Annotated in this window: 23 protein-coding genes and 1 tRNA gene; 8 read left to right on the top strand and 16 right to left on the bottom strand. The window is 40.6% G+C overall.

The annotated features are described in order from the left end of the window. Positions 1–67 precede the first annotated feature (67 nt). From BLS28_RS13355 to BLS28_RS13340, 4 genes are read left to right on the top strand one after another with little or no spacing between them, the layout of a single operon-like run. A complete protein-coding gene (locus BLS28_RS13355) occupies positions 68–568 on the top strand; it encodes a hypothetical protein (protein WP_091167743.1) in 501 nt (166 codons plus the stop codon). After that, positions 540–1745, top strand: a complete 1206-nt coding sequence (locus BLS28_RS13350) for a fused response regulator/phosphatase (RefSeq protein ID WP_256337415.1) — start codon at positions 540–542, stop codon at positions 1743–1745. The genes BLS28_RS13355 and BLS28_RS13350 overlap by 29 nt, the downstream gene beginning before the upstream one ends. Next, entirely contained in the window at positions 1720–2055 is a 336-nt protein-coding gene (locus BLS28_RS13345; RefSeq protein WP_091167740.1) for an STAS domain-containing protein, read from the top strand. Before BLS28_RS13350 ends, BLS28_RS13345 begins: the two co-directional genes overlap by 26 nt. A gap of 14 nt (positions 2056–2069) precedes the next feature. Continuing rightward, positions 2070–2621 carry a sensor histidine kinase gene (locus tag BLS28_RS13340; protein ID WP_091167736.1) on the top strand — a complete coding sequence of 184 codons (552 nt, stop codon included), beginning with the start codon at positions 2070–2072 and terminating at the stop codon, positions 2619–2621. Between the two features lie 140 nt (positions 2622–2761). Here the strand turns inward: BLS28_RS13340 and BLS28_RS13335 are convergent, their stop codons facing one another. From BLS28_RS13335 to BLS28_RS13275, 14 genes are all read right to left on the bottom strand, one after another. Beyond that, positions 2762–3976 (bottom strand): glycosyltransferase family 2 protein, encoded by a 1215-nt coding sequence (locus BLS28_RS13335; protein ID WP_091167733.1) that lies wholly within the window; start codon positions 3974–3976, stop codon positions 2762–2764. A gap of 57 nt (positions 3977–4033) precedes the next feature. Continuing rightward, complete coding sequence (locus BLS28_RS13330; RefSeq protein ID WP_091167730.1) at positions 4034–5251, bottom strand: glycosyltransferase family protein; 1218 nt, start codon at positions 5249–5251, stop codon at positions 4034–4036. Between the two features lie 9 nt (positions 5252–5260). Continuing rightward, positions 5261–6604, bottom strand: a complete 1344-nt coding sequence (locus BLS28_RS13325; RefSeq protein ID WP_091167727.1) for a lipopolysaccharide biosynthesis protein — start codon at positions 6602–6604, stop codon at positions 5261–5263. Between the two features lie 10 nt (positions 6605–6614). Then, positions 6615–7229 carry an acyltransferase gene (locus tag BLS28_RS13320; protein ID WP_091167725.1) on the bottom strand — a complete coding sequence of 205 codons (615 nt, stop codon included), beginning with the start codon at positions 7227–7229 and terminating at the stop codon, positions 6615–6617. Positions 7230–7241: 12 nt separating this feature from the next. Next, entirely contained in the window at positions 7242–8741 is a 1500-nt protein-coding gene (locus BLS28_RS13315; protein ID WP_091167722.1) for an O-antigen ligase family protein, read from the bottom strand. A 24-nt stretch (positions 8742–8765) separates the two neighbouring features. Continuing rightward, positions 8766–8903, bottom strand: coding sequence for a hypothetical protein (locus BLS28_RS31170; RefSeq protein ID WP_218134413.1), 138 nt, complete (start codon positions 8901–8903; stop codon positions 8766–8768). 47 nt (positions 8904–8950) lie between these two features. Further along, positions 8951–11116 carry an exopolysaccharide transport family protein gene (locus BLS28_RS13310; RefSeq protein WP_091167721.1) on the bottom strand — a complete coding sequence of 722 codons (2166 nt, stop codon included), beginning with the start codon at positions 11114–11116 and terminating at the stop codon, positions 8951–8953. 3 nt (positions 11117–11119) lie between these two features. Continuing rightward, positions 11120–11803 carry a TolC family protein gene (locus tag BLS28_RS13305; RefSeq protein ID WP_143020753.1) on the bottom strand — a complete coding sequence of 228 codons (684 nt, stop codon included), beginning with the start codon at positions 11801–11803 and terminating at the stop codon, positions 11120–11122. Positions 11804–11807: 4 nt separating this feature from the next. Continuing rightward, a complete protein-coding gene (locus tag BLS28_RS13300; RefSeq protein WP_091167718.1) occupies positions 11808–12896 on the bottom strand; it encodes a sugar transferase in 1089 nt (362 codons plus the stop codon). After that, positions 12877–13263, bottom strand: coding sequence for a response regulator (locus BLS28_RS13295; protein WP_090525064.1), 387 nt, complete (start codon positions 13261–13263; stop codon positions 12877–12879). The genes BLS28_RS13300 and BLS28_RS13295 overlap by 20 nt, the downstream gene beginning before the upstream one ends. Before the next feature lie 426 nt (positions 13264–13689). Continuing rightward, positions 13690–14073: a VOC family protein gene (locus BLS28_RS13290; RefSeq protein WP_091167714.1), complete on the bottom strand. Its 384-nt coding sequence runs from the start codon at positions 14071–14073 to the stop codon at positions 13690–13692. 64 nt (positions 14074–14137) lie between these two features. Next, positions 14138–14359, bottom strand: a complete 222-nt coding sequence (locus BLS28_RS13285; protein WP_223266127.1) for a hypothetical protein — start codon at positions 14357–14359, stop codon at positions 14138–14140. 105 nt (positions 14360–14464) lie between these two features. Further along, positions 14465–14899, bottom strand: a complete 435-nt coding sequence (locus BLS28_RS13280) for a VOC family protein (protein ID WP_091167712.1) — start codon at positions 14897–14899, stop codon at positions 14465–14467. Between the two features lie 167 nt (positions 14900–15066). Further along, a complete protein-coding gene (locus tag BLS28_RS13275; RefSeq protein WP_091167709.1) occupies positions 15067–15816 on the bottom strand; it encodes an NUDIX hydrolase in 750 nt (249 codons plus the stop codon). A 143-nt stretch (positions 15817–15959) separates the two neighbouring features. On the opposite strand from BLS28_RS13275, the gene BLS28_RS13270 reads away from it, so the two are divergent. After that, a complete protein-coding gene (locus BLS28_RS13270; protein ID WP_091167707.1) occupies positions 15960–17591 on the top strand; it encodes a carboxylesterase/lipase family protein in 1632 nt (543 codons plus the stop codon). A gap of 80 nt (positions 17592–17671) precedes the next feature. On the opposite strand, the gene BLS28_RS30520 is transcribed toward BLS28_RS13270, so the two are convergent. Continuing rightward, on the bottom strand, positions 17672–17962 hold the full coding sequence (locus BLS28_RS30520; protein ID WP_143020752.1) for a hypothetical protein: 291 nt from the start codon (positions 17960–17962) through the stop codon (positions 17672–17674). Between the two features lie 211 nt (positions 17963–18173). On the opposite strand from BLS28_RS30520, the gene BLS28_RS13260 reads away from it, so the two are divergent. From BLS28_RS13260 to BLS28_RS13250, 3 genes are all read left to right on the top strand, one after another. After that, on the top strand, positions 18174–18368 hold the full coding sequence (locus tag BLS28_RS13260) for a hypothetical protein (RefSeq protein WP_091167703.1): 195 nt from the start codon (positions 18174–18176) through the stop codon (positions 18366–18368). A gap of 50 nt (positions 18369–18418) precedes the next feature. Next, the gene (hscB, locus tag BLS28_RS13255; protein WP_091167701.1) at positions 18419–18943 is read left to right on the top strand and encodes a Fe-S protein assembly co-chaperone HscB; all 525 of its coding nucleotides are present in this window, start codon (positions 18419–18421) and stop codon (positions 18941–18943) included. A gap of 19 nt (positions 18944–18962) precedes the next feature. Next, positions 18963–19042 (top strand) — tRNA-Leu (locus tag BLS28_RS13250). Positions 19043–19512: 470 nt separating this feature from the next. Here the strand turns inward: BLS28_RS13250 and BLS28_RS13245 are convergent. Further along, entirely contained in the window at positions 19513–20418 is a 906-nt protein-coding gene (locus BLS28_RS13245) for a hypothetical protein (RefSeq protein ID WP_143020751.1), read from the bottom strand. Between the last annotated feature and the right edge of the window lie 58 nt (positions 20419–20476).

Genomic DNA, 20476 nt, shown 5'->3' with positions numbered 1-20476 from the left:
TTATTATCGATATTGCTTTTTACGGCTAATATTAGTAAAAGTTAACCAATTATATCACTATATTCCTTTGAATAATAACCAACCAAATAATGATGAGTCACTGCTTACCATAAAAGCAGATGAGCTTATACAATTGCTGAAAAAGGGGAATGTTGATAAAGAACTTGTTAAAGCCATACAGCAAAAAATTAATAATGCTATTGAAAGTAATTCGAACCAGCAAAAATTTGATGCCTTTAGCGGGTTAGATCAGGAGCAAAGCCGGCTTGATATGGTAACAAACCTGGAATTTTTACTTACCCAACACCAGGTTGATAGCCGGGAATCGAAGAAATACCTGCTGCATGAAAGAATAAAACATATAGTTTTGGTAGCGATTGCGGTTACCATGATCATACTTGGTTTAGCCATGATCATCATGCCTGCACCGCCATATTTTGAAATGTTTACCATTTTTTATTTTTCAAAGGACGACGGTATAACTTTAATGGATGTTATATCGGTGTTAATAGTATTATCGGGTGTATATTTGTTTATAAATGCCCTACTCCGAAAAATTAACGCCTGAACTCACTAATATGCCGAAACGTCCAAAAATACTCCTGGTTGATGATAGCCCGCTGATTTTGATGGTTATAGGCCAGGCTTTGGAAAAAGAGGGTTTTATTAGCCGCAAGGCAGGTAATGTAAAGGAAGCTATGACGGTGCTTGAAAATGAGATCCCCGATTTGATTTTGTCTGATTATCAAATGCCCGGTACAGATGGTTTTGCATTCAGGCAGCATTTAATGACTGTACCTGAGTATAAAAATATCCCCTTTATGTTTTTAACATCGGTTACCGATCACGCTCACATGATAGCGGGGATCAGTCTTGATGCTATTGACTACATTGATAAGGATACACCCATTGTGGTCATTATCTCAAAGATCAATAATTTTTTGAACAGCATCCGCGAACGCCACGAACACACGATCAGGGAGCTGAGCAGCGCCGCAATAGCCTTAAATTTGTATTCCGTTCCGCAGGAAATACCCCGTATTAATGGCTTTGAAATAGATTTCTGGCATAAATCGTTTGAGAATTACCCGGGCGGAGATTTTATTGATGTGCTAACTATAAATAACAGGTATACTTTTATTATCCTGGGCGATGTGATGGGCAAAAAATGGGGAGCATGGTTTTTTTCATTCGGCTATCTGAGCTATATAAGGGCAGCTGTAAGGATATGTGTTTCGGAAGGGGACGTATCAACCAAAAGTATCATGCAAAAAATCAACTCGGTAATTTACCATGACCCGGTTGTGAGCGACGTGCTGTCGACACTTTCACTTGTCAGGATCGATCCGGAGAATGAAACGCTAAGTTATACCGGCGCGGGCGACTTGCCGCTGTTGTATTTTAGCTCCAGGGAAAATAAACTTAACAGGATTAACTCATCAGGCTTGTTGCTGGGGATTAGTAAAGAGGGCGGCTTTGATGAACATTTATTTACCATGCAGCCTGGTGATCAGTTGATCATGATAACAGATGGATTGATAGATAAAGAGACACCGGCAGGAAAGAAAACCGATCTGAACAGTTTTATTGATGAGATTGAAAAATATCTTGGTAAAACCAATTCATTTGCAACCTTAAAACACGATGGCTTTTTGAACGAAAAAGCGAGAGAACAAATTGATGACTGCAGTTTAATATTTATTCAAAAAAAACAGCTAAATGATATTACAAACACATCTGCTTAATAATGCATTAATTGCGGATATCCTGCTTAAAGAGGCGAATTTGGGAAATGCTGAACAATTTAAGTCGGAACTGATGAGCCTGATCAATAAAGGAAATAAGTATGTTATTGTAAACTTTGAACAGGTAATATATGTTGACAGTTCTTTTTTGGGCGCATTGGTATCGGCTCTTAAACTGGCCATGAACAGCGGGGGAGACATTGCCGTAGTTGGCTTAAATAATGATATCAGGTCATTGTTTCAATTGGTGCGGCTTGATAAGGTGTTCAGGATCTATACAAATACACAGGAGGCTTTAACCGGGGCATAAACGAATTTACTACCTTGAAAAAATTTGTTTTTAACAATGAAACCGAAGGTATTTATCCTTTAACTGTCCAGATCATTAACTATATCCAAAACATGGCAAAAGATATAGTTGATGACGACGCCGGCTTCAGGATAAAAACCATCCTGATTGAACTGCTTACCAACTCGCTCAAGCACATGGGGGATGATGTTACCAGGATCGGGATTGATCTGAAAAATAACAAATTATATATAAGTAAACAGGATAAGGGAAGGCCGCTGCAAATTAATACCAGGCAGGCATTGTTAACCTGGCCGTTAACGCACAGCAAATTTACCCCAAATGAAATTGCCATCTATGGTGATGACTTCGGTACATTAAAAGGACGGGTGAAAAACAGTAACCAATTAGAGTTTTTTACCGAAGACCTTGATGTACGGTATGTTAACAAGGAAACCATTATGGGGTTAAATGAACATTATGGCCTGATGATCATCGCACGTGCCAGCGATGCGTTTAACTACAAACATAAACCTGATACAGGCGTAAATACATTTACTTCGATAATTGAACTTAAACAGCGTTAGGCATCATTGCATAATTTCTGAAGGCCTTTGTTAATGGGTCAAGGGGATGTTATATAAGTAGCCGAATTACAACCACCAGGGAAACAACTTTCGGCAAAGTAATTATATTATTGGGCAATTAATTATCACTCTCGTTTTCGCTATTTCACAGCTGTCTGTTCGTTTACCGGTTCTGTAGGAGCATTATCGTGCGGCGTATGAATAAACTTTTTGTTTGCCCCTTTTAACTTAAACAGCAGTAAAAACATGGTGAAAAATATAAGCGGCAGTTTAAGCATGGCTTCTAAAAGTTTTCTATTATAAAACGATGTTGGTATGGCAACTACGATACCAAGGTAACAAGCCACTGTTGCCCCGAGCCACAAATGCCAGTGCGGGCCTATGCCCGGAGTGAAAAAAGAGATCAATAGCATAAAAGGCATCAGGCCAAGCATTAATACGCGCGGCAGGATAGCCATCTGATAAATCTCATTCACGTAGTCAAAATTGCCGCGGAAAAATTGGGCCGGCGCGGTAGCTCCATACTTTTTAAGCAAGTTAAACTGAGCCGAAAGCCAGCGCTTACGCTGCTTTTCAAACACTGCGGGATTACTCACTTTTTCATCGTAGATATACGCTTTTTCTGCATAAGCAACATGGATCTTATCACGGGTCAATAATAAGCCCATTTCCTTGTCAAACCCGCCTACGGCATCAATACGCGACATTACATTTACAAACAGGTTGTACTCCAAGGCCATACCCGAACCTATAATGGCTGCCGAAAAATTAAACAACTGCTGCGATTTTCTGAAAATATGATTGTTAACTTCTTCGCTTACAGCATCAAGTATTGCTACCTGCGTGTTTGAGTTTTTTGCTACCCTATGGCCCTGCACCACCCGGTGACCTGCTTGTAAATAGTTGTTGATCTGGTATAGGTAATCGGGCGCGGCAATGTTATCAATGTCAAAAACAACCGCGGCATCAAATCCAACCGCCGTGTTTTCAATGGCTTTGTTCAGCGCTTTTGATTTGGTGCTGGTTTCAAAAACCACCTCTACTACCTGCAAAGGCATCTGCTTTAATTTAACAATGGTTTCAGGTTTCATGGAGTCGGCTATCACACAAACCGTGAACATATCTTCAGGGTAATCGATAGTTAGTGCCGCCGCCGCCGAGTTTAGAATAATTTCATCTTCTTTATAAGCGCAGATATAAACTATAAATTTACTGAGCGCAGTGGCTGTGGCCGGCTGTTTGATGGGGATTAATTTTCCGAGTACCGAAAATACAAACAGGTACAGGCTATATACACCAAGGTATATAAACAGCAAAATGGCGATTAGGGATGCTATGAATTTAATGATTTCCATGTGTTTTATTGCTAAACCCTGTTTGTATTAATTAGCAGCAGGTTGTATTATTAAAAATTAACTTTTCCGTTTATTGTTCAAATTTGTTGCCAGCAAACTTTTGATCTCTGTTATACGGTGCTCCCATGTATTTTGTGCGGCTATTTTTAATCTTTTTTGTTGTAAAAAAGGAGTGTCGTTTAACGATAAATTAAGGGCAGCAGAAAATTCATCAACATTTTTGCAGATATATACGCTGTCGCCGGTAAACTCTTCTAAATCTTCGTTAAAATCGGTGATCACTACCGGCCGGCCCGAGCCCAGGTATTCAAATAACTTAAGCGGAAAAATGGAACTGCTTACGTCATCTTTTTTGAAGGGGATAATAGCAACATCAAATCCCTTAAGCACGGCAGGCAACTGCTCATAGGGTACTGCTCCTTTTTTGAAAATATTAGGCGCATTAAAAGCGGGGTTGTTTTCATAATCTTTACCAACCGGCCCTACAAATACAAAGTTTTTATCGGGATTTTGTTCGAGTAGCTGCGTTAACAAATTATAATCAATACGCCGCTCAATATTGCCGAAATAGCCGATTATCGGTTTAGGGATATCAGAAAGGATATCTGCTACAGGCAACGCCGGATCCAGCGCTTTTTGACTATGGCCGATGTCGGCTGCATTTGGTACGAAGTAAGAGTTAGGGTTAAGTTTTGCTTTTGCATTGCGTAACTCTTTACTGGTGCTGATCACCAGATCCATATCTTTCACCAATATATCTTCGGATATAAGGCCGTGACGAATTTGGTATTCCTCAATAAGTGGATCAACGCAATGATAAACTTTTAATAACGGTTTCAATTTTAACAACCGATGCAAGCTTGGATAGTAAAACGCATAGGAGTTGATAAAGATGTAGTCCTTTATTTTAAGGCTCTTAATAATCTTATTGAGCCTGGCCGCTACAATTCGTTCGTTCACTTTCACGGCCAGCCGATAGACAGCTCCTTCGGGCAACGAATTAATCGACGGTACCGGAGGCGTAATAATGATCTTTAAATTAGGGATCTCTGTTTGGATAAAACTATTTTGAGGAGAAAAGAAGTGCGGTTTGCGTGCCTTATAGCCCGGCGTATTTTTAAACTGGATATAATCTTTCCAGGTATAGGGCCTGTCAACATAATACACGTAGTTATCTATGGCCAAATGTTTGGCCATAGTATAGTTTGTTGATTCGAGGCGGCTATCAAACTGCATTTGCGAAAATATTACGATATGCCGGTTTTTAAGCTCCATATAAATTGCTTATTCAGTTAGTCGTTTTCCTTTTATTTTGCCCATCACAACACCTATAAACTCTTTTAATTCGATGTAGCCTAAAACAAAGATGTCGGATATTTTAAACTGAAGATGTTTTTTTAATGCCCAGTAACCAAATATAGCACCGGTAGCAAAGGTAAAGATAGAAGCAACTGCTACCGCATACAAGTTGTGGAAAATGAGAATTCCCGTAAAATCGCCTATTATGTTAACAGTTAGCATCAGGAACACTTTGATCATGTTAAGATGGGGTTTGTTGATGATATCAAGCGTTATACCGAAAAACCTGTCGATAGGCAGCAGCATTACGTAACACATAAAAATCCTAAAGATATTGCCTGCATCAGAATGCTGGTATTTAGCGCCAAATAGCAGCCCGATAATAAGGTCGGCAGCAACGAAACAGATAACAGCGATAGGGGTAAGCGCTATGGTAAGCATGCCCGCATATTTTTTCATGATATAGGTGACATATTTTTGATCGCCCCGCTGTACAGCCGCCGACATTACCGGCAATGCAGTAGAAATGAAAGCCCTTAGCGGGATTTCAAAAATCTCCATAAGCCGTTGCGGAATGTAATAAACAGCCAACAGATCGGGGCTGAACATAGGCTTTACGATAAATGTATCAGAGCTCCTGAGCAGGTATGAACTTATAGATGTGCCTACACTGTATTTACCAAAATGGGCCATTTGTTTTATTGTAGCCCAGTTTTTGTGTGCTATGGTTTTTACCTTAGCCCAGCCTGTAGTAATGCAAATAACGCTGCTTAACAGGTTAGCTGTAAAGTAACAATATATAGTTGTTTCAAAATTTGATTTGCCTGCAACGGCAACGCCAACCACCAGCGCCAGAAAACCTCCCTGGTTCATTAATTGCAGCGTGAACATTTTATCAAAGCGTTCTTCGGCCTGGAGCGTCCAAAGGCTCACTGCCGAGGGGAGTGTGCAGAAATAAATGAAGCTAAACCATTTAAGCGTAATACCTATATCAGCATCCGGATTTGTGTAAATAAGATAGATCAGGAGATTTACGACGGCAAATGCGCAGGTGACCATAAAACCCAGGTACCAGGCAGAGCCTGATATGTTTTTCATTTTTTCGGGTGTAGAGCCTGAATAAAATTTTATGACCGATGTTTGCAGAAAACCCGTACGAAAGGTATCGGCCAGCGTAAATACAATCTGGAAAAACACATAGTTGCCAAAGGCGGGTTTACTTAAGCGGCGGGCCAGCAGTGATAGTATCACCATTCCCAAAACCGGCAATACGGCGTTGGTTGCCAGTGAAAGCGTGTGTTTGTTTATTAATTTTTTAAATAAACTCATGTATCATGTTTTACGCTTTCTCCCACAATTGTGTTGTAAAATTATATTGTTTTATTACTTTGGCGGGGTTGCCAACTGCTACCGAATAAGGCGGGATATCCCTCGTAACCACACTGCCAGCCCCAATAACCGAATGTTTACCAATGGTTACACCGGCGGTTACCACACAATTAGCACCTATCCAAACATTATCATCAATAGTAATTTGTTGGGTGGTTACTTTTTGATGGCGTGGCGGCATACTTACGTCCTGATAGCCATGATTAAGGCCGGATATTACAACATGCTGCGCTGTCATGCTGAAATTGCCTATTTTAACCGGGCCAATTATTACCGTACTGATGCCAACGCCTGATCCTTCCCCGATAAATACATCGCCAACGCCGTTATTGATCACAGCGAAGTCTTCCACAATACTTTTTGCGCCAAGTGAAAACTTGTTGAACGGAAAAAGGTCCATCCGTGCATTAAACCTTACTACACTGTTTTTACCCCGGTGATGGAAAAAGCGGTTAAGTATCAGCCTAACCCAAAGCCTTGGCCTCGACTGTCCGGGCGGAATAAGCATCCAGTGGACTAATTTTTTTAATTTGGGATTTGATTTTATGGATGATACAAATGACATCTGCTTAATTAATTAGTATTGTCCCTGTACTGTTTTTTTTAATTGCTCCTGCTCCTGGTTGTCAAGGCGCTTGCATACTACAAGGATGGATATGGCCAGGTAGAACAGGATGTTTGATGGGTATTGAACGATAGCCTGCTGCGGAAAGTTACCAATATTGAACGCGAACAAGATTAGCAACATAGCCAGGCAGTAGTTTTTAAGTTCGGGATTTTTGATACTGAAGTAAAAGTTTATTCCCGTTTTAAGCACCACAAAAAACAGCGTACAAAATAGGATGAGCCCAATCCAGCCCATTTCAACAGCTACGCGCACATAACCGCTGTCCGGAGGGAATTTGGCTAACATGGAGTTTGGTGAAAACTTACGGCCCCAAACGCCTACAGAACCTAAGCCGCCGCCAATAGGGTGGGAAAGGATATAAGGCTTGATCCTCTTTTGATTTTCAGCACGAACGTTGTAAGATGCGTCATCGGATGGGTTAAAAGCTGTTTGAAACCGCTTGATCAATGGGTTGGAGGTTGGCATTACTATCAAAATGCCGAGCATACCTCCTGCCACAAGCGTGAAAAATAAAACCCGTTTGTTGAAGTTTAAAACGGCCAGCATAGAAAGCGCTCCCGGTACCAATACATAGGCGGCCCTTGTACCGGAATAAAGCATAACATATAAAAAGAAAGCGGCGATAAAGCCCAGTAATGCTTTGCGTTTGACAGGTAATTTGCCCATAATGAGTACAATGCAGAGCAATGCGCCTATAACCATGTTGTATGAAAATGTTACAGGGTCCGAGAAGATGGCAAATTTACGCATATGCCCGTTGATGAACAACAAACTTACACGGAGCGGATCGGAATACAGGGATCGGCGCTCGAATGGAAAAAAGCCAATGTTTTCTTGTTGAAAAGCAGAGATTCCCGCCAGTATATCCAGCAATATCCAAAGTTTTAAAAGCGTTTTTATGAACTTTACCGTGCGGATCTGGTAAACAAAAACAAAGTACATCAGCATAATGAAACCCACAGTCCGAACGGTATAAATCCAGGCCAGCCGTGACGCGGCCGCAGGGTTTACAAATTCAAACATATTGTAGGCCAGCCACACCAGTATCATGTAGCTTATAGGATTTTTAAAATAGGTCCAGTTTTGTTCAGTGCGCTGTTTTATAAAAAAACCAAAGATAAGCAGATAGGTGGTTACATCCATCAACGTACCGATAGGTACTCCGCTTGGTAAAAATTCAGCAATGTAACTGATGAAAAATGCACCTGTGATAAGCGCGCAAATGCCGAATTCGGGATAAACGGTAATGGCAAATACAATGGGTAAACCCATTGTCATCACAAAAACAGCACCTACGCCTATAAATCCAAGCTTATAGGTTAAAAAACTTATCACAAGTGAGGTAATAACCAAAAAAAACAGGGCAAACGGATGCGAAAACTTTTGAATCAAAAGCGCTTTCCAAAAGTTTTGCTTAATTTCAGTATTACCTGTTGGTTCATTGCGCATGAATTAGTAACTCTTTTTATAAATTTACAGGAACAAGATCTTCACAGCCCACACAAATACACTGATAAATGCAAATACTATAGCCGCTTTGCGTGTTTTTTTTTGAAGCGGACTTAAATCTTCAAATGGATCCTTTTGGGGTTTGGGAGGGTCAATTCTCATTTTAAGTAACATTAAGTATATGAACCAGGGTTGCGTGCTTCGTTTAATTAAGAGTGTTTTTCTTTTTTCTGATCGTATTCGGTTTTATTGAGTACCCAGCCGGCAAACTTGTTTTCAAGCCCTTTCAAATAGGTTATGTGCTGTTTCTGAATATTATTTATTTTCCTGTTGGCTTCAAATACAGCTATTGTTTTATTTGCAAATAATAACCATTCTTTGGATTTATTAAGCGCGGTAAGCGGGGCAGTATCAATGATTACTATATCGTATTTAGTCCGCAGCTCGTCAAATTTGCTCTTAACAAAGGCTTCGCTGCCAATTTCAAGCAGGGTTACGTCACCTCCGCGGTTGCCTAAAACAGTAGTGTTTGAGCTGCTGAGTTCGGATTTGCCAAATTGGCTGTTTTTAAAATAATCTTCAAGGTATACTTGCGGCTGAGCGGTATTACTTATCGTGGCGTTATTGAAGTTACCGTCAATTAACAGCACTCTTTTATTGATCATGGAGTAAGAGTATGCCAGGCTTATCGCCAGCAGTGTTTTACCTTCGCCAGGCTCGATGCTTGTTATGGCTAAAATTTTTTCACCTTTTAATTCCTGATCAATTTCAAACCGTATAGAGCGCAACAACTCTTTAAAGGTCTTCATTTTTTCACGGTGCTCCACATCCCACAGTTTGCGCAGATCGAGATTTTCACCGCTGATCTTGTTCAGATAGCCTAATAACGGTAGCTGGGTTTTATTAACCAGTTCGGTAGGGCTTTTAATGGTATCATCGATGTAAAATAATACGAACAGCCAAAAGAGACAGGCAAATAAACTGCCCATGCCGCTTAATATAATAAGCAGCATTTTTTTTGAAGGCTGGGCTACATCAGGCTGGGCCATCTCAATCTGGACCAGTTTTATTGAAATGCTTGAACGCAGGTTAGTTTCATTGTATTTGTTCAATACATCCAGGTATTCTTTACCTGCAATATCAATATCAAAATAAAGGGTTTTTACTTTCGCATCAAACGGAACCAGGCGGGAGAATTTAGCATTAAGATTTGTGAGCTCATCATTTATTGATTTAACGCTGTATTTAGCCAGATCGCGAGAAATCTCAAGACCAAGCTTTTGTTTAACCTGATCCTCTTTGCTCACAAGCGGATTGGTAATGTATTTATCAGATGTTAAGTTGATCTGATTTGAGAGCTGTTGCTGTAACGAATCAAGAGATTCTTTATACTTATTATTAAACCCGCTGCGTACATATTGATCTTCCAGTATATGCAATTGGTCCTGAGTGGAAATGATAGCCTGGTTGTATTTGTTGGTTATCGATTCAACATATTTCCTTTCATCGGGTGAGAACTTTTGGACGATAGCATCAATGGCGCCCTGATTGGATATTACATCCTTTTCGGCCTGCAATTTTCTGTCACTGTAAGTCATGATCTGGCTAAAAATCGCTTTGGACTGCTCATCCAGGTTCAATACACCGTTTTGAATTTTATATTGCTGTAATTCGCTGGTTTTTTCACTCAGCGCCTTACGTTTGGTATCTAACAGATTTGATAAAAAGTTTACTGCATTTGATTCATTTTGCTTTACGCTTTGGGTATAATAGTCTATAAACTGTTTGCATAATGTATTTACTACAAACGCCGAAAGCTGAGGGTTTTCTGAATTAAAACTTACAGAAATAAAATCACTGCTTTCTTCACGGTAAATTAGCAGGTCTTTTACTATGTTACGCTCATCGTATTTCATTGACCTGAGCAACCCAATAAGTGAGTTCTCGTTTTTATCATAAACAGATAACGGCTGGAGGGTAGCAAATTTCTTTTTAAAAATCGCTAATACGTTATCCTTTTCATAAGGCCGCAATTCAAGTAATTCCTTACTTTGTTTACGAAAGGGATAGGGATCGCTCAAGTCATGGATCATGAGCGAATAAGAAACCTGGTCAATAAGTTTCTTTAGCTTCATGATCGCCATGAGGTTACTGAATTCGCGATAAACTTGTTGCTCTTGTACGTTCGTCGTCGGATCTTGATCAAGAAGATGGCTGGACGCGTCAACTATGCCGGTGGCTATTTCCGCGTGCGACTGGTAATTATCAGGTAAGTTTTTTACCAGGAAAAAAGAAGTGATTACTGCTACAAGCGGTATTATTATCAGTACAGTTCTGTATTTCTTTAGCAGATTGAAAAAATTGCCTATCTCCATCTTTTACTTAACGTCTTCTAATTTAGTACCCAATAATTCTTCAAGATTGGTCTTGGCTGTAAATGTCGATAATTCAGCTTGTACTTTAAAGGCGTTTTGGCTGTATAAGGTGGTAAGCTGTTCATTATAGATCTGAAAAGTTGTTTCGCCTTTTTGAAACGCGTATTTTAATTGCTTAACAGCACTTTCGGCATCAATTACGGCATTTGCCCTCAGCCTTAGTTCGGCCTGTGCTGCCAGATATGAAAAGTAATAGCGTTTTACCTGGGCTTCAAGGCTTAACATATACTCGGCCTGTTGAAATTCTGCCGCTTTGTAGATTTCTTTCGTTTGCCTGATAACTCCCGGCCTCGAAAACAGGTGTCCTAAATTTAGCGAAAGGCTTATTTGATAACCTTTAAATATGGTTGGCTGCGAAATGTTGATAGATGTTTGCGGACTATAAATGTAAGATGCAGTTAAACCATCGAGCCATGAAAACACGGCGGAGTTATAAACGGCTTTGGCTGCATTTACCTGGCTTTGACGGGATTTTACTTCGGGGTAGTTTTTTTTAGCAGTTGCTATAAGTTTTTCAAGAAAAGGATAGTTAATGTCACTTACAAATGAAGTTTGCTGCGCATGTGCGCGGGTGGTAAATAAAAGAGCAATTATAAAAATATAAATGGGCTTCAGTTTCAGGGGCATATAGTTATACTTTTTCTTTTTGGAATAATGCGGGTACTGTACCTGCAATAATTTTTAAATCTAACCAAATAGAATATTTCTGGGCATAAAAATTATCTAATTTTTTCCTTTCACGTTCAGACATGTCTTCCTTTCCGCGTTTGCTGATCTGCCATAGGCCCGTTAAACCGGCAGGACCAAGAAAACGCATCGACCATTCGTTAGAGGTAAGCATCTCGGCCTCATATAAAGGCAATGGCCTGTTACCAACTACCGACATATCGCCCCGTAGTATATTGAATAATTGCGGTAATTCATCAAGACTTGAATTGCGTAAGAAATTGCCCAGCTTAGTAATACGCGGATCATTCTTGATTTTCACAAAGGCAACTTTATTTTCGCCCCCTTCGGCGGCATATTGATTGTTTTCGGCAGATAACTTTGCCAGCAGTTGGTCGGCATCGGTACGCATCGATCTGAATTTATAAAAATCAAATACTTTATAGCCAGTACCTACGCGTTTGCTTTTGTAAAATACAGGTCCTTTTGAATCCAGCTTAATTAAAATAGCAACTATTAGCATAACAGGCGATAATACAAACATCATACCGCCCGAAATTACCAGATCGATAAGGCGCTTACCTGCCGGCATTTTATAAGTCGTATCAACTACTTTTGAAAGCTCAAGCAATTTGGGCTTTATCAGTTTAAAGCGCACCAAAAAGTTAAGCCTTTCGCGCAGGTCACTTATGGCAAACGGTTCGCCATAAAAATCATGAACCTTTAATTTAATGGCTTTTTGCCTTAGAGTTTTATCATTTTGTGATGAAAGAAGTACAATAATTAAACCACTAAGAAGAAAGCTTTGTTTAACTTCTTCAACCATTTTAATCCATTTGCCCTCAGTATCAACTTCAACCAAAATAATATCAGGAACGGATAAAATAGATTGCTCGCCTAAATAATCATTCAACTGGTCAATAGAGTTGTTGTAAGCAATTTTAAAGCCTTCATTTAGTCCAGCCGAAATCATTTCCTTAAACTCGGTGCCGGCATAGGCTATCCTGATATTAGAACCTGAACTTTCGTTCCAATCAGATGTTTGGTGATTCATAAACTTGTAAAACTTGATTAATAGCTGTTTTTAATGCAGTTGGGTTAAACGGCTTGTGAATGTAAGCATCAACCTTAAAGGGCATGTTGCTTACCTGGGCATCAAGATCATGGGCGGCCGATAGCAATATAACAGGTATTTCACGATAAAAGCCACTAATCTTTACGTTCTTAATAAAAGACTGGCCGTCAAAATAAGGCATTTGGAGGTCGGATATAATCAATTCGGGCATATTGCCGTCTTCGAGCCAGCTAAAAGCTTCGATGCCATTATTTTTAACTACAATATCATATTCTTTTGACAGAATGAAGTTGAGTAGTTTTAGGATACTCAAGTCATCATCAACTATAAGTAGCGTTCTTTTCATACTTAATTAATGGGGGTTATTTATAAAAGAGAAGCAAATGTTTTATTAATCAGTTTGTTGTATGTTATTATTATTTATTGTAAATGCTGATATGTAAAAAAAATATAAATTTAATAAATGTTATTAATGAAAAGAAAATGGTTTATTAGCCGTTTTTAACTAACAGCTAAGTATAAAATAAATAGCCTTACAATTAACGCGTTTTGTTTTTCACTGCAATTGCATGCAAAAAACATTCCTCAAATAAAAAAACAGCCGAAATTAAAGGCTTAGTAGGCTTTTATACGGTTAATATATAAAATGGTTGTGAAAAATTGCGATATTAACGGAAAGTTAATAACCGTCGAGGAATTTATTCCCACGGCGGGTAGCTGTAATTCCCCAAAATGGGATTTAATTTTATACCGGGTATAGGTATTTATAGCGCTACTTTTCTATCACGGATAAAAAATTTCCGGCAGGGTCTTTAAACCAGGCTATTTTTGGACCCCCATTAAGAAAAAGGCCTTTTTTGTTTGTCTTAAAATTCTCCTGGTTATAAATCTCAAACTTAACGCCGCGCGCGCTGAGTTCATCAACTGTTTTTTCCACATCATCAACCGGGAAATTTAAAATGGTGAAGGTAGCCGGGGTATGGTTGGGTTTAGTATATATTAATATGGGGGTGCTCCCTGTAATATTAAGGTTAAGTAAGCCTTGCATTGCGGGTACATCACTTACATCTAACCCGAGTACATCAGCATAAAACGCCCTCGCTTTAGCTGTATCATCTACCGAAAATCCGCTGAATGCTTTGCTGTCTTTTAACATGATAGTTGACTTTATGTTATTGATACTACCTTGCTTTTTAATAATTTGTTTTGTAAAAGTGAGTTTAGCCTTCCAAAACTTCGGCCCGGAAACCTAACTCATTTAAAAAATTGATGAGCGAGTGAGCGCATAATGTGCCGCTATCGCACTGCACCCGCAAAATCCGGTCACAATCATCAAGATCGAAATTGGCTTTATGGTTGCCAAACGTGCTATGAATGGCATTCAAAAGCATATTAGCCTGGCGGCGTTTATTTACATTGGTTTTAAAAACTTCTACTATCATAAGCCTGTTTTGGTGTGTACCTAAAACCTTTGGTTGAACAATAGAAATGTTTGATTTTTTAGGGACGGTGATTGGTTCATCCGACCCTAAAAAATCAATAAATTATTATTTGGTGGCGTTAGGATTGTGTGTGATCATCCAGTTTATGCCAAACCTGTCGGTAAGCCAGCCAAAATAATCGCCCCAAAACTCATCATGCATAGGCGAAACAGCATTACCGCCTTCGGCTAAACCACTATACAGTTTGTCTGCCTCCTCTCTTGATTCGGCACTTATGGTGAGCGAGAAGTTATTACCCATAGTTACGAATGGCATACCTCCTTCACCAATTGCATCCGTACCCATGAGCATGCTGCCATTAGCAAGGGGTAGTGCAATATGCATAAGCTTATCCTGGTGTTTTTCGGGCGTATTGGCTGCCGCAGGTGAGTCTTTAAAACGCATAACCATTGCAAACTCACCGCCAAATACTGACTTGTAGTGATTAAAAGCTTCTTCGGTATTACCGTTAAAGTTTAAATAAGGATTAATAGCTAACATGATGTCATTGTTTTTATAGATTTATAATTGAGTGATTTTGTGAAAGTAAAATTAAGTCTTGTACCCTAACATAGGAGGGGGGTATCAAGACATGTTAAGGGGTTAATTGCGACATTGTTTCATCACAAAAACACACAAATAGATCAATAAAGAAGGTGTTGCCGGTTTTAGCTATTATCCGCCGGCAACCTGTTCGAAACAAATTTATACAGGTATGGTGCCTTATGCGCGCCGCCAGTCCATTTTTTTGCCACGCGCTCCAAAATACCCAGCCCCAGCATTTTACGCTGAAAAGCAGCGCGGATCAGCTTTTTGTTAAGAATGGTTTCGTAGAGCGATTGCAGGTCGCCCATGGTAAATTCCTCGGTCATGAGGTTAAAACCTATCAGCTTTTGGTCAAGCTCGTTCTGCAGGGTTTCCAGTGCTTTATTGATAATTTGCTGATGGTCCTGCATCAGCGCAGGCAGTTCATTCAGGCTGTACCAGTCGCAGCTATCAGATATCTCATCGGGTGTTGGGATAGCCCTGGTAAAATCAACCAGCGCATAGTATCCCACCGAAATAAAACGCTTTAATAACCAGTGATCAGCGGGCGGGTTATAGCCACGGGCCTGCATAATGGCCTTAAGCGGTCCGGGATCATACCGGCTGTAATTGCCAAAAACATAAAACTGTTCCAGGTAAATGTTGGTTAAGGCTGTTCGGCTTTGAAGTACCCGCCGCGCCGCTTCGTTCACATCCTCATTATCATGAATAAAGCCGCCGGGAAGCGCATATAGCCCGGTATTTTTATAAGCCAGCAGCAATACCTTTAACTGGTTGTCATGAAAACCAAAAATAACTGTATCTACAGCAAGACCTGGTAGAAAACCCTCGCCCGCGATGTTATTTTCCAGTTGGTGAAACTCTTTATTCATGTATCGTAACAAAACAAAGGCACAAGTAAATAAAAAAAATTGATAGCTATCGAAAAATAATTTATTATTGTAACAAATTGATACAATAAGGATCGAATTCAAAAAATCTCCATCAATTAAACCAGACTAACCAAATACCAGTAATGAAGAAACCAATTTTAGTAATGCTGTTGCTTGCACAAGTTGCCTCGGTAAAGGTAATGGCGCAGCTATCGGCAAACAAAACCGCCATTGAGAACGGCGCGCTTGAGGGTACTCGCGAAGCATCAAACGTATTAAGTTTTAAAGGTATTCCGTTTGCACAGCCGCCCGTGGGCGATTTGCGCTGGAAGGAGCCTCAGCCCGCCAAAAACTGGGAGGGTACATTAAAGGCCGATCATTTTGGCCATAACCCCATGCAGAAGCCCATTTTTGGTGATATGGGCTTTCGTTCATCAGGTATGAACGAAGATTGTTTATACCTAAACGTATGGACGCCGGCAAAATCAGCCAAAGAGAAGTTGCCTGTATTGGTTTATTTTTACGGCGGGGGCTTAATGGCCGGTGATGGTTCTGAGTCGCGCTATGATGGCGAAAGCATGGCTAAAAAAGGCATCGTAGCGCTAACCGTAAATTACAGGCTTGGTGTATTTGGTTTTTTTTCGCATCCCGAATTAACTAAAGAATCACCTAACCATTCGTCGGGTAACTATGGGTACCTTGATCAGCACCTGGCCTTGCTGTGGGTACAAAAAAATATAGCTGCCTTTGGCGGCGATCCCAAACGTGTTACCATTGCGGGTGAATCGGCAGGGTCTATCTCCGTATCGGTACAAATGGCTTCACCTTTATCAAAAGACCTGATCGCGGGTGCTATCGGCGAGAGTGGCGCGGGTATCAAACCAACACTTTTCCCTATACCATTGGCTGACGCTGAACAAAACGGCCTTAGGTTTGCTGCTAACGAGAAAGCCAATACCCTGGCCGATCTCCGGGCTATACCCGCCGAACAATTGTTGAACGATGCTTTTAAACCTGGTACGCCGCCAATGTCGGCCACTATTGATAATTACTTGCTGCCAAAATCGTTGCCTGAGATCTTTATGGCGGGCCAACAGGCTAAAGTTCCTTTGTTAGTGGGCTGGAACTCGGCCGAAGTACCATTCCAGTTCATGATGCGCGGCGATGCGCCAACGCTTGAAAATTATACCAAAACGCTCAAACAATTATATGGTGACAGGGCAGAGGAAGCATTGAAACTATACCCGGCTGCTAATGACGGGGAAGTGATCAAAGTTGCAACCGACTTGTCGAGCGACCGGTTTATCGTATACAGCACCTGGAAATGGGCCGACTTACAGGTACAAACCGGAGGGAAGCCGGTTTATCGTTACCTGTTTTCACGGGTTCGCCCGGCCATGGTAGCTTCTATGGGGAATGCCACCCCGGGGCTTGCCGGCGGTGTGGTTAAGGGCGATGCCGCAAAACCGGCCCCGAAAATGCCGCCACCTGTGGGTGCTGCCCATGCTTCAGAAATTGAATATGCCATGGGGAACCTGGCCGGGAACAAAACCTATGCCTGGACACCCGATGATTTCAAAGTATCCGAAACCATGGAAAACTACTTTGCCAACTTTATAAAAACTGCCAACCCTAACGGCGCAGGCTTGCCAAAATGGTCGGCAATTAAGGATAACAATCATGTTAAATTTATGAATATTGACGTTAAAAGCGAGGAGATGCCGGAGGTTAACCGGGCGCGCTACCTGTTTTTAGATAAAGATTACATGAAATAAGAAATAAGATTTTTTCAGACAAATGGGCTGGCTCCTGCGAATTTGCGCAGGGGCTTTTTTGTAGATCAATATCATTACATTTATATAATGATATTTAGCCCGGTAAAAAGCGTGTTATCCAAATGGTTGTTAACAGCTATGGTAATGCTTTGCTTTTTTACTTTTTCGGGGCTTACTATCCAAACCACAAATAAGGCAGCTCTTCCCGATACAACTTTGGTTGCCGGTTTTGTAAACAGGGTCTCAAAATCATTATCATATAAAGCTGCTGTTAAAACGGCTAAGCGGAATAATTGTTCAACTTTAATTTCCGGGGATATTAGTCTGCCCGCGTTAAGCTTTTTGCATAGCCTGGAAGCCGATATCAGCATTAAAAAAACTTCTAAATTGTTTATACCCGGCAGGCTCGTTAAACGCGCTCTTTTTAACCAAGCTTTCAAGCCGGATTTAGGCGATGCCGATAGTCCCTTATAGGATAATCCTTCCTTACTGATTATCCGATGTGGTAATCATTTCCATTTTAATTATTTAGGTACAAACCCCAAAGAGGGTAATGCCTGTAATTTATTTTCTGAAATCGAAATGAAAAAACTTAAAAAGTTCACGAGGCTTTGCGGGCTTTTATTGTTTATGATGTTGGCCACTGCCGGGATAGGTTCATTGGGCGTAGCGCCCACTTTAACTAAAGACAGAAAGCTGTTTGTTGATACGCACTCCAAAACAGAATTGGTAGAAAAAGCCGAAACCGACCAATGCATAGCAGATAACTTATTTTAACATGAAGTTGATATCGGCATGGATAACTTGTTAATAGTTATCTTTGCCCTATGAACTATTTTGAATTTTACGGTATCCCTGAATCTTTTAAGGTTGACCAGGCGCTACTTAAGAAAAAGTTTTACGAGCTGAGCAAGCTTTACCATCCCGATTTTTATGCCAATGAGGATGAAACCAGGCAGCAGGAGATCCTGGAGTTATCTACCCTAAATAACAAGGCTTACCACGCGCTTGGCGACCCGGCAAAACGTTTAGAATACATTTTAAAACTGCACGACCTGGTATCTGAAGGGGCAAAACCACAATTGCCTGCAGATTTTTTAATGGAAATGATGGATATCAATGAGCGGCTTATGGAAGTTGATGATGCAACGCACCTGGCTGCCATAACCGCAGAAACACTTGCTATTGAAGGGGATATGAATGAAGAGCTGGAGAAGCTGACCAAAGATTATGAACAGTTGGACGATACTGCGAAGGAAAGCCGCCGGATAGAAATTGCAAATATTTACTATAAACAAAAATATCTGTTGCGAATCAAGGAGAGTTTATCTACATTTGCAGCCCGCTTGTAAGGAAAGACACTTACAACATGCCCAGCTGGCGGAATTGGTAGACGCGCTGGTCTCAAACACCTGTGGGAAACCGTGCCGGTTCGACTCCGGCGCTGGGTACCGAGCCGGAGTTAGTTCTAATTTTAGTTCTAACTCCGGTTTTTTTCTTATGTAACCCGCTGTTTATCTGGAACATAAGTTGTGCCGCGAAGTTCACCTCTCCGGTTCGACCTGAATTTTCAAGAATTATCATTTTTTCGGGATAGATCGAACCGATGATAAACCTTTTTTCTTCCACGCTGCCTCCCTTGTACAAATTTACGAGGCATTTTAGTCTAATCAATGCTTCGTCAACGATAGGACTTAAATCATTTTGTGCTAAACTTTTTGCCTTAACTTCTTTTAATTCTGCCTCGAGTCTTACAATTTTTTCTTCACTCTGAGACTTCATGATTTTATAATCTTGTAAGTCAATATCTTCAGATAAAAGCATTGTTCTAAGTTTAGTTAAAGTATTATTCTGATCGGAAATTTCGGTAATCAGTCGTTTGCGCTCAATTTCAAAATTTTGCATATCGCCAATAGTCACATCACGTTTGTAGCTGAATATTTGTATAAACGTTTTCCAAGTACTTATTATTTAACGGGTTGTCAAAGTATAACCTGATGGGAAAGGTATTGGAGATCGTTTTGGATACGGAACTGCTGTTGCTTGCAATGAAGTCCTCATTTCTTGTAACCTCTATATTAAATGTATAAAAACCGTCACCATTATTGACCACATCCTTGGGATCGTTATCCAGCACGATGTTTTTGATGAACCTTGTACTTTTCAAATGCAGGAAACTGTAAGCCGTATCTAATTTGATATTCGAAAATGATCCTTTCGCAACAGGGCCAAACTTGATCTGTACGATAAGCTTTTTGTTAGGAAGAATGGTCGATGAACTAATAGTTACAGGATCGGGAAGGGTTGTTACCTGGCTCCATGCCTTTAATATCTCGTCTTTTGTCAGAATATTAATGAAGTTGGGCTGCTTGAAAAAGTAAACGTGATAGTTTCGGCTAGATGTGCTAAGCTCGTCTGTTTTTGTCCAGTTCGTATTGTCGATCAAACCGTAGCTCAGGAATGGGAAAGTACCGCTTCCGTTGACGGACGCGGTAAAGGTATTGCCTGATGAATTATCCAGGCCCTGTGTTGAATAGAAGCAAATGCCTGTAAAATTGGATATGATCTGGTCACCGGCCTGCGCTTTACCGTTTGCGTATGTGAGCCATAGATCATACAATGATCCGAACTGTGCGCCATTGATGCTTCCGTCGCGGGCGTTCTGATAGATTGTCGCTAATTGGTTTTCAAAAACGCCGGCGGCGACAGTCAATGACATTTTCTGATCTCTGGAAACATTGGTTTCGTCTTGCAGTTTGCCGCTGATGTAACTCTGAAAGCTCGAGCTTATACTGGCAGTCCCCTTGTTGGTGAATAGGTTGTTCATACTGTAGTTAAGCAGATACGTACTTGCCCCTTCCACGGGTGATGGGATACTGATCTGA

Origin of the sequence: Mucilaginibacter gossypii, assembly GCF_900100945.1 — a bacterium.
In the GTDB taxonomy this organism is placed as follows: Bacteria; Bacteroidota; Bacteroidia; order Sphingobacteriales; family Sphingobacteriaceae; genus Mucilaginibacter; species Mucilaginibacter gossypii.
Note: the sequence above shows the minus strand (reverse complement) of the source record. Positions and strands in the feature narration are given on the sequence as shown.

Coding starts and splice junctions, on each gene's coding strand:
- BLS28_RS13350 (WP_256337415.1), top strand. CDS start 540: ATGCCCTACTCCGAAAAATTAACGCCTGAACTCACTAATATGCCGAAA.
- BLS28_RS13345 (WP_091167740.1), top strand. CDS start 1,720: ATGATATTACAAACACATCTGCTTAATAATGCATTAATTGCGGATATC.
- BLS28_RS13335 (WP_091167733.1), bottom strand. CDS start 3,976: ATGGAAATCATTAAATTCATAGCATCCCTAATCGCCATTTTGCTGTTT.
- BLS28_RS13330 (WP_091167730.1), bottom strand. CDS start 5,251: ATGGAGCTTAAAAACCGGCATATCGTAATATTTTCGCAAATGCAGTTT.
- BLS28_RS13325 (WP_091167727.1), bottom strand. CDS start 6,604: ATGAGTTTATTTAAAAAATTAATAAACAAACACACGCTTTCACTGGCA.
- BLS28_RS13320 (WP_091167725.1), bottom strand. CDS start 7,229: ATGTCATTTGTATCATCCATAAAATCAAATCCCAAATTAAAAAAATTA.
- BLS28_RS13315 (WP_091167722.1), bottom strand. CDS start 8,741: ATGCGCAATGAACCAACAGGTAATACTGAAATTAAGCAAAACTTTTGG.
- BLS28_RS31170 (WP_218134413.1), bottom strand. CDS start 8,903: ATGAGAATTGACCCTCCCAAACCCCAAAAGGATCCATTTGAAGATTTA.
- BLS28_RS13310 (WP_091167721.1), bottom strand. CDS start 11,116: ATGGAGATAGGCAATTTTTTCAATCTGCTAAAGAAATACAGAACTGTA.
- BLS28_RS13305 (WP_143020753.1), bottom strand. CDS start 11,803: ATGCCCCTGAAACTGAAGCCCATTTATATTTTTATAATTGCTCTTTTA.
- BLS28_RS13300 (WP_091167718.1), bottom strand. CDS start 12,896: ATGAATCACCAAACATCTGATTGGAACGAAAGTTCAGGTTCTAATATC.
- BLS28_RS13295 (WP_090525064.1), bottom strand. CDS start 13,263: ATGAAAAGAACGCTACTTATAGTTGATGATGACTTGAGTATCCTAAAA.
- BLS28_RS13290 (WP_091167714.1), bottom strand. CDS start 14,073: ATGTTAAAAGACAGCAAAGCATTCAGCGGATTTTCGGTAGATGATACA.
- BLS28_RS13285 (WP_223266127.1), bottom strand. CDS start 14,359: ATGATAGTAGAAGTTTTTAAAACCAATGTAAATAAACGCCGCCAGGCT.
- BLS28_RS13280 (WP_091167712.1), bottom strand. CDS start 14,899: ATGTTAGCTATTAATCCTTATTTAAACTTTAACGGTAATACCGAAGAA.
- BLS28_RS13275 (WP_091167709.1), bottom strand. CDS start 15,816: ATGAATAAAGAGTTTCACCAACTGGAAAATAACATCGCGGGCGAGGGT.
- BLS28_RS13270 (WP_091167707.1), top strand. CDS start 15,960: ATGAAGAAACCAATTTTAGTAATGCTGTTGCTTGCACAAGTTGCCTCG.
- BLS28_RS30520 (WP_143020752.1), bottom strand. CDS start 17,962: ATGCTGATATCGGCTTCCAGGCTATGCAAAAAGCTTAACGCGGGCAGA.
- BLS28_RS13260 (WP_091167703.1), top strand. CDS start 18,174: ATGAAAAAACTTAAAAAGTTCACGAGGCTTTGCGGGCTTTTATTGTTT.
- hscB (WP_091167701.1), top strand. CDS start 18,419: ATGAACTATTTTGAATTTTACGGTATCCCTGAATCTTTTAAGGTTGAC.
- BLS28_RS13245 (WP_143020751.1), bottom strand. CDS start 20,418: ATGAACAACCTATTCACCAACAAGGGGACTGCCAGTATAAGCTCGAGC.